This is a genomic window from Streptomyces sp. NPDC059534, assembly GCF_042743475.1.
In the GTDB taxonomy this organism is placed as follows: Bacteria; Actinomycetota; Actinomycetes; order Streptomycetales; family Streptomycetaceae; genus Streptomyces.
This window is the reverse complement of the sequence record NZ_JBHWAQ010000038.1, coordinates 59013-67131: the sequence shown is the minus strand read 5'-3', so window position 1 is coordinate 67131 and position 8119 is coordinate 59013. Positions and strand designations below refer to the sequence as shown.

The 8119-nt window shown below is 73.2% G+C and carries 7 protein-coding genes; 3 read left to right on the top strand and 4 right to left on the bottom strand.

All coding sequences use genetic code 11. The annotated features are described in order from the left end of the window. Window positions 1-120: 120 nt before the first annotated feature. Window positions 121-342: a hypothetical protein gene (locus ACFVZH_RS32855; protein WP_384903125.1), complete on the bottom strand. Its 222-nt coding sequence runs from the start codon at window positions 340-342 to the stop codon at window positions 121-123. A gap of 13 nt (window positions 343-355) precedes the next feature. Next, window positions 356-1624: an anion permease gene (locus ACFVZH_RS32850; protein WP_384903124.1), complete on the bottom strand. Its 1269-nt coding sequence runs from the start codon at window positions 1622-1624 to the stop codon at window positions 356-358. Between the two features lie 408 nt (window positions 1625-2032). Here ACFVZH_RS32850 and ACFVZH_RS32845 point away from each other — a divergent pair, with 408 nt between their 5' ends. After that, window positions 2033-3160, top strand: a complete 1128-nt coding sequence (locus ACFVZH_RS32845) for an alpha/beta hydrolase (RefSeq protein ID WP_384903122.1) — start codon at window positions 2033-2035, stop codon at window positions 3158-3160. 201 nt (window positions 3161-3361) lie between these two features. Beyond that, window positions 3362-4759 carry a hypothetical protein gene (locus tag ACFVZH_RS32840; protein WP_384903120.1) on the top strand — a complete coding sequence of 466 codons (1398 nt, stop codon included), beginning with the start codon at window positions 3362-3364 and terminating at the stop codon, window positions 4757-4759. Window positions 4760-4769: 10 nt separating this feature from the next. Here ACFVZH_RS32840 and ACFVZH_RS32835 read toward each other — a convergent pair whose 3' ends face one another. Further along, window positions 4770-5171, bottom strand: a complete 402-nt coding sequence (locus ACFVZH_RS32835) for a VOC family protein (protein WP_384903118.1) — start codon at window positions 5169-5171, stop codon at window positions 4770-4772. A 67-nt stretch (window positions 5172-5238) separates the two neighbouring features. Beyond that, complete coding sequence (locus tag ACFVZH_RS32830) at window positions 5239-6129, bottom strand: neutral zinc metallopeptidase (protein ID WP_384903116.1); 891 nt, start codon at window positions 6127-6129, stop codon at window positions 5239-5241. A gap of 268 nt (window positions 6130-6397) precedes the next feature. Between ACFVZH_RS32830 and ACFVZH_RS32825 the strand changes: the two genes are divergently transcribed. Then, complete coding sequence (locus tag ACFVZH_RS32825; RefSeq protein WP_384903114.1) at window positions 6398-7996, top strand: ABC-F family ATP-binding cassette domain-containing protein; 1599 nt, start codon at window positions 6398-6400, stop codon at window positions 7994-7996. Window positions 7997-8119: the final 123 nt, after the last annotated feature.

Below are 8119 nucleotides of genomic sequence, written 5' to 3'. Positions count from 1 at the left end.
ACCCCCCCCCCCACCCCCCCGTCGCCGGGGGCCGCTCCGCGGGCCCCCCCACCACACCCCCGGGGGCGGGGGGCCCCCCCCCCCCGGCCCCCCCCCCCCCGTCCGAGGTACCGGGGACCGTCAGGCGACGATCAGGTAGATGCCGTACGCCACGGCCGCCAGGCACAGGCCGAAGCAGGCGTAGGCGCCGGTGCGGGCCAGAGCGGCGGAGCCGCCCTGGGCGGCGGCCTGCTCCTGCTTGGAGAGGCCGATGACGCCGAGGGTGAAGAGGCCCACCAGGGCGACGGTCGCCACGAGGCTGACTCCGAAGACGGAGCCGAGAGCTGCCCAGTCGATCTTCATGTCGTTGTGTTCCTTACACCGCTGCGGCGGGGGCCGGGGGAGCGGCCGGGTCGCTGGGAGCCGGCGCCGGGATGGTGGTCTTGAGGTCCTCGTCCGCGACGGCGGCGACGGAGCCGGCCGGCGGCGGGGTGACGGCGGCGATCGCCGTGGTCACCACACCCGCGGGTTCGGCGTCGTCGAGGTCGTCGGCGGTGACGTTGTGCTGGTCGACCGGCTTGCGGCGGGACAGCGTCCAGATGACGGCCGAGCCGGCGACCAGCAGGACCGCGACGGCGGCGATGCCCCAGGGGCCCTGCTGGGTGAGGAACTCTGCGCCGGCGCCGACCAGGCCCGCGGCGGGCAGGGTCAGGCCCCAGGCGACGAACATCCGGGTCGCGGTCGACCAGCGGACGACACCGCCCTTGCGGCCGAGACCTGCGCCCATCACGGCACCCGAGCAGGACTGGGTGGTGGAGAGGGAGAAGCCGAGGTGCGAGGAGGCCAGGATGACCGTCGCGGCGCTGGTCTGGGCGGCGAAGCCCTGCTGCGGCCGGAGGTCGGTGAGGCCCTTGCCCATGGTGCGGATGATGCGCCAGCCGCCGAGGTAGGTGCCGAGCGCGATGGCGACACCGGCGGAGACGATGACCCACAGCGGAGGGTTCGAGCCGGGGCTGACGACGCCCTGCGTGACCAGGGCGAGGGTGATGATGCCCATCGTCTTCTGGGCGTCGTTGGTGCCGTGGGCGAGGGAGACGAGACCGGCGGAGGCGATCTGGCCGACCCGGTAGCCCTTGGCGGTGTGCTTCTCGTCGGTCTTGGCGCCGATCTTGTACGTCAGCCGGGTGGCCAGCATCGCGGCGAGGCCGGCGACGATCGGCGCGGCGACGGCCGGGATCAGGACCTTGGTGACGATGGTCGGGGCGTTCACGGCCGACCAGCCGGCCGACATGACCGCGGCGCCGATGAGACCGCCGAAGAGGGCGTGGGAGGAGCTGGACGGCAGGCCCAGGAGCCAGGTCAGCAGGTTCCACAGGATGGCGCCCACGAGCGCCGCGAAGATCACTTCTGTACGAATGCCCTCTTCGTTGATGATCCCGCCGGAGATCGTCTTGGCGACCTCCACGGACAGGAACGCTCCGACGAGGTTCAGCACGGCGGACATGGCCACCGCCGTCTTGGGCTTGAGTGCACCGGTCGAGATGGTCGTGGCCATCGCGTTGGCGGTGTCGTGGAAACCGTTCGTGAAATCGAACACGAGAGCTGTCACGACCACAATGGCGAGCAGCAGCGTGATGTGTTCCATTTACCCAGGCAATCGTTTGACGTCAGTGGCTCGTCGAACGTAAGCAACCTGGGTGAACGGAAGATGAACTGGGGCGGGCGGCGTGGTGTCCCTATCCGGTGTCAAGAGATTCCGCTTAGCCCTCGGACGGGGCGGCTGTCCACGATGCGGTCACCCCGCAACCCCGGGTAATCCGGGGCGTCCCCGGGCACATGCGACCTGCCCGGGTTCCTCCCCCGCCACCCCGTTCCGCTCCCTGGACCGGACCATCCGACCGGGGGACCCAGCGGAGGAGACCCATGTCACTCCCCAGGGGGGTCCACCGGACCCGGACGCGCTCCGCCGGACCCGTATGACGAACCCCGTCGGCTGCCCCCCGCCCGGGTCCGTCCGGTGGCAGCCCCTCCGCACCCTGCCGACACTGGGAACGTGCGCCCGGCTACAGCGACGGCAGTGGCCGTCACCACTCTGATCGGTGTCGGCGCGGCCGCGGTAGCGGCCGGCCGGTACGCCAGCGACGTCGCCCTCAGGGCGCCGTCCGGACATCCCCTCCCCGGGGATCCCCGGCTGACCGTGCACGCCACGGGCCCCGAACGGATCACCCTCACCCGCAGCCTCGCCTCGCTGCGCCCCGGCACGTACGGCGTGGAGGCCCCCAACCTGCACGCCGTCGTCGGCCCCGTCCTCGACCACGTCCCGCACACCGCCGACACCGTCGTCCGGCGCCTGGAGCGCGTCGAGCTCGGCACCCTCGGGCCCGGCTTCCGCGTCCGCCTCACCCCCCAGCTGCACCGCGGCACCCCGGCCACCGCTCTCGGCCTCGCCCACGAGGACGTCGAGATCCCCGGCGAACTCGGCCCCCTCCCCGCCTGGCTCGTGCCCGGCCCGCGCAGCACCTGGGTGATCGCCCTGCACGGCCTCGGCACCACCCGCGAGCACCCGCTGAACGTCGTCCCCTTCTACAACCGGCGCAAGATCCCGGTCCTCGTCCCCGCCTACCGCGGCGACGAAGGGGCGCCCCGCTCCCCGGAGGGCCTCGCGCACCTCGGCGACTCCGAGTGGCGGGACGTCGACGCCGCCATCCGCTACGCCGTCCGCCGCGGCGCCTCCCAGGTCGTCCTGCACGGCTGGGGGACCGGCGCCTCGATGGCCCTGCGGGCCGCCGCCGAGTCCGGGGTGCGCGACCGGATCCGCGGCCTCGTCCTCGACTCCCCGGTCCTCGACTGGGAGGCCACCCTGCGCAACCTCGCCGCGGCCCGCCACGTCCCCGGACCGCTGCTCCCGCTCGCCGTCCGCGCCGCCCTGGGCAGGACCGGTCCGCACGGCGACCACCTCAGGGACGCCTCGGCGCCGGACGCCCTGCGGGTCCCGGTCCTGCTCCTGCACGGCCCCGACGACACCATCGCCCCCTGGGAGCCGTCGGTCGAACTCGCCGCCCGCCGACCCGACCTGGTCAGCCTGCAGACCGTCCGGCAGGCCCCGCACGCGGCGATGTGGAACGCCGACCCGGTCCGCTACGAGGAGTCCCTGCGCCGCTTCCTCACCCCGCTGCTCTGACCCCGTCCGGCGAAGGCCCCCCCCCGCGAAGGGCCCTGCGAGGGCCCCGCGAAGGCTCCCGTCAAGGCCCCCGGGAAGGGCCCCGTCAAGGGCCCCGGGAGCCGGTGCCGGTACCGCCCCGAGGAGGCGTTCCGGCGGCAGTTGTGACGGGGCTGCGGATTCCGATTGGGCTTTCGGGCCGTCAGCGGGAAGACTGCCCCCGTGACGTCTCGAAAGCCCGATGAACCATTGGCGCGCAACTCCAGACTCCGACTCGTCCGCCCGCGGGCGCTGGCCACCGCCCGACGGGCCGTGACGACCCGGCGCACCCGGCCGGCGCCGCGGCCGCCCGAGGGCACTCCGCCCCGCGCGGAACTCGCCCGACAGGCCCGGCAGGTCCTCGCCGACGCCGTACGGATCGCCCGCTGGGCCGCCGCCGAGCACGGCGCCGAGACCGCCCCCCGCACCGGCGCGGCCACGGAACGGGCCGCCGCCGCACTGGACCTGACCCCCGGCCAGGTCGGCGCCGGCTGGGACCGCGCCCGGCTCGCCGGCCTCGTCGAACTGCACGGCGACACCGCCCGCCCCGGCTGGCGGCTGCACGCCTGGGACCGCGACGACTCCGCCGTGCTACGGGGCTGGGTCGCCCTCTTCGACGCCTGGTCCCTGGTGCACCCGGCCCCCGAGGGCGTCGCGCCGGGCGCCGTCGCCGAGGTCGTCGAGGCCGTCCCGCAGGTCCTCTCGCTGCTCCAGCTCTCCCAGGGCCCCGTCCCCGTCCCGGCCCTCCTCGACCTCCTCGTCCAGCGTGTCGAGGAGCTCCGCGAGGAGCGCTGCGAGGTGCCCGTGGCCGAACACGCGCCGGAGCCGGCGGACGACCCCGGCACCGACGGGCTCCCCGCCCTCCTGGACTGGGCGCTCGAAGGACTGGCCGCCGTCGGCGCGCTCACCCTGGACCCCGGCGCCCCGGAGCGCCACGCCACCCTGACCCCGCTGGGCAACTGGGCGGTCTGGGTCAAGCTGGAGCAGATCTGCGTCGCCGCGCAGAGCCCGGCCGGCAACATCGAGCAGTCCGCGGAGGACATGCTCCGCGGCTGCGCCCGGCTCACCCCCGGCCCGGCCCGCGACGAGTACCGCGCCTGGCTCGCGGCCCGCACCCTCTCCAGCGCGGTGACCGAGCTCCTCGCGGTCGCCCGCGGCGAGGACGCCCTGCTGCGCGGCCTCGCCTTCGAGGCGCTCCGCGTCGTCGGAGCCCCCGCCGAGGCCGAGGTCAGGGCCACCGTCGCCGAGCCCTCGCTGCGCCCCTACGCGCTGCTCTGGCTCGCCGAGTACGACGGTGCCGACCCGGACGACGCCCAGGAGGTCCTCACCCGCGAGGAGGCGACCTGGCTCTGGGTGGACACCGCGGCCGCCGTCGCCGACCACGGCGAGAGCGCGCTGCTCGTCCGCCACCTCGACTCCGCGGTGCAGGGCACGGTCCCCGCGCTGCTCGACGAGGTCCGGGCCGTCGGCCACCCGCGTACCGTCCAGGTGCTCGTCGCGCTCGCCGCCGCCCACCCGGACCCGGCGCTGGCCAAGGCGGTCCGCCGGGCCGCCTTCCAGGTCCACACCGGGGGAGCGTGACGGCGGGAGCTCAGTCCGCGGCGCCGGGGGTGTACGTCCCGAAGCTCCAGATGTTTCCCTCGGCGTCCCGGGCCGTGTAGTCCCGGGAGCCGTACTCCTGGTCCGTGGGCGGCAGCACGATCTCGACGCCGTGGGCGACCGCGCGCGCGTGGTGCTCGTCCACGTCGTCCACGTGCACGAAGACCCCCACCGGGCCCGCGCCGGCCATCAGCTTGTCGAACTCGCTGCCGGTGCCCTTGCTGCCCAGCATCACCATGCCGTTGCCGAACGACAGCTCGGCGTGCGCGATCCGGCCGTCCTCGGCCTCGTACACGGCCGTCGCCGTGAAGCCGAATCCCTCCGTGAGCTGTCTGATCGCCGCCTTCGCGTCCTGGTACGTCAGCGTCGGGCAGACGTGCGGTGCCTCGGTCATCCCGTCACTTCCCTTCCGTGCAGCCGAATGTGACCTGGGTCTCAGTCTGGCAGCCCCCACTGACAACTCAGCGGAAGGTGTTGCACCGGGCCATGTCGCCCGTCCTGTAGCCCTGGTAGAACCACTGCTGCCGCTGCGCCGCCGAACCGTGCGTCCAGTTCTCCGGCGTCACCCGGCCCTGGAACCTCTCCTGGATCCGGTCGTCGCCCACCGCGGCCGCCGCGTCCAGCCCGTCCCGGATGTCGTCGTCGGTGAGCCGGGTCAGCAGCGGCCGGCCCGTCCTGTCGTCGGGGGTGGTCGTCGCGTGGTGCGCCCACACCCCGGCGTAGCAGTCCGCCTGGAGCTCGACCCGGACGGCGTTCGAGTTCGCGCCGGTCCGTCCGTCCTGGGCGCGGCTCAGGGTCCCCATCAGGTTCTGGACGTGGTGGCCGTACTCGTGCGCCACCACGTACGCCTGGGCGAAGGGTCCGCCGCTCGCCCCGAACTTCGTGCGCAGCTCGTCGAAGAAGTCGAGGTCCAGGTAGACCTGCCGGTCGCCGGGGCAGTAGAAGGGGCCGACCGCCGAGGTCGCGGAGCCGCAGGCGGTCGGGACCCGCCGGCTGAACACGACGGTGGCGGCGTTCCCGTAGGTGCCGCCGCGGCGCGCGTACTCGGTCCGCCAGTAGTCCTGGACGCTGTTGACGACGGCGACGATCCGGCAGTCCTCGCGGGTGTTGGCGTCCGAGCCCTTCCGGCAGCTCTGGTCCACCTGGGCCGCCGACGAGGAGGTCGCGACCGGCTCGTCACCGCCGCCGGAGAGTCCGAGCTGGTCGGGCCCGACGCCGAAGAGCACCCCGAGGACCAGGGCGATGAGGCCGATGATGCCGCCGCCGACGGTCGCCCTGCCGCCGGGGATGCGGCTGTTCCGGACGTCCCGTACCTCCGAGGTGTCCAGGTCGGCGTCGTCGTCGAACTGCACGGTCCACCACCCTCCGCGTCACTGCCGCGGCAGTGGCCGCCGCCCTTCGCCGAGTATCGGGCGATCTGTGACCTTCCGCCCCTTTTGTGAATCATCGGCAGAAATGTGAGAAAGCTCCGATCGGGCCCCCGTGCCCCGCATGGCCGAAAACCAGTTGCAGGAGCCCGTTAGACTGGCCGCATGGCCATTCTCCCTTGGGTGCATTAGCGGCGTCGAAGCCCGCCACCAGCCGTCCTTCCGCCGTTTCCCATCGCCCTGGAGTCTGTCCGTGATCACCGCTACCGGCATCGAGCTGCGCGCCGGCGCCCGCGTCCTCATCGAATCCGCTTCCTTCCGCATCGCCAAGGGCGACCGCATCGGCCTCGTCGGCCGCAACGGAGCGGGCAAGACCACCCTCACCAAGTGCCTCGCGGGCGAGGGCCAGCCGGCCGCCGGCGCCATCGCCCGCTCCGGCGAGGTCGGCTACCTCCCGCAGGACCCGCGCACCGGCGACCTCGACGTCCTGGCCCGCGACCGCATCCTCTCGGCCCGCGGCCTCGACACCCTCCTCAAGAAGATGCGGGCGAACGAGGAGCGCATCGCGACCGGCAGCGGGGGCACCCGCGACAAGGCGATGCGGCAGTACGAGCGCCAGGAGACCGAGTTCCTCACCAAGGGCGGATACGGGGCCGAGGCCGAGGCGTCCACCATCGCCGCCGCCCTCGGTCTGCCCGACCGGGTCATGGGCCAGCCACTGCACACCCTCTCCGGTGGTCAGCGCCGCCGCGTCGAGCTCGCCCGGATCCTCTTCTCGGACGCCGACACCCTGCTCCTCGACGAGCCGACCAACCACCTCGACGCCGACTCCATCATCTGGCTCCGCGACTACCTGAAGACCTATCGCGGCGGGTTCATCGTCATCTCCCACGACGTCGACCTCGTCGAGACCGTGGTGAACAAGGTCTTCTACCTGGACGCCAACCGCTCCACCATCGACGTCTACAACATGGGCTGGAAGCTCTACCAGCAGCAGCGCGAGGCCGACGAGAAGCGCCGCAAGCGCGAGCGGCAGAACGCCGAGAAGAAGGCCGCCGCCCTCAACTCGCAGGCCGACAAGATGCGCGCCAAGGCCACCAAGACCGTCGCCGCGCAGAACATGGCCAAGCGCGCCGAGCGGCTGCTCTCCGGCCTGGAGGCCGTCCGTGCCTCCGACAAGGTCGCCAAGCTCCGCTTCCCGGACCCGGCGCCCTGCGGCAAGACCCCGCTGACCGCCGAGGGGCTCTCCAAGTCGTACGGCTCGCTGGAGATCTTCACCGACGTGGACCTCGCCATCGACAAGGGCTCGCGCGTCGTCATCCTCGGCCTCAACGGCGCGGGCAAGACGACCCTGCTGCGCCTCCTCGGCGGCGTGGAGCGGCCCGACACGGGCGAGGTCACCCCCGGCCACGGCCTGAAGCTCGGCTACTACGCCCAGGAGCACGAGACGCTCGACCCCGAGCGGACCGTCCTGGAGAACATGCGCTCGGCCGCGCCCGACCTCGACCTCGTCGACGTGCGCAAGACGCTCGGCTCCTTCCTCTTCTCCGGCGACGACGTCGACAAGCCGGCCGGCGTGCTCTCCGGCGGCGAGAAGACCCGGCTCGCGCTCGCGACCCTGGTCGTCTCCTCGGCGAACGTGCTGCTCCTCGACGAGCCGACCAACAACCTGGACCCGGCCAGCCGCGAGGAGATCCTCGGCGCCCTGCGGACGTACAAGGGTGCCGTCGTCCTCGTCACCCACGACGAGGGTGCCGTGGAGGCGCTCGACCCGGAGCGGATCATCCTGCTCCCGGACGGCGTCGAGGACCTGTGGGGCGCGGACTACGCGGACCTGGTGTCCCTGGCCTGACCCGGCGCTCGGCCCCGGATGCGCCCGAAGGGGACCGTCCGGAGCCCGGAGTGATCATGCGGGGCTGGATCATTCGGCTCATCGGTGATCCTTCATCTGAGTGAGGGTGTCTGGTACATCCCG

Excerpts from the sequence above, each read along its gene's own strand:
- ACFVZH_RS32835 (WP_384903118.1), bottom strand. The coding sequence starts at position 5,171 with ATGACCGAGGCACCGCACGTCTGCCCGACGCTGACGTACCAGGACGCG.
- ACFVZH_RS32850 (WP_384903124.1), bottom strand. The coding sequence starts at position 1,624 with ATGGAACACATCACGCTGCTGCTCGCCATTGTGGTCGTGACAGCTCTC.
- ACFVZH_RS32855 (WP_384903125.1), bottom strand. The coding sequence starts at position 342 with ATGAAGATCGACTGGGCAGCTCTCGGCTCCGTCTTCGGAGTCAGCCTC.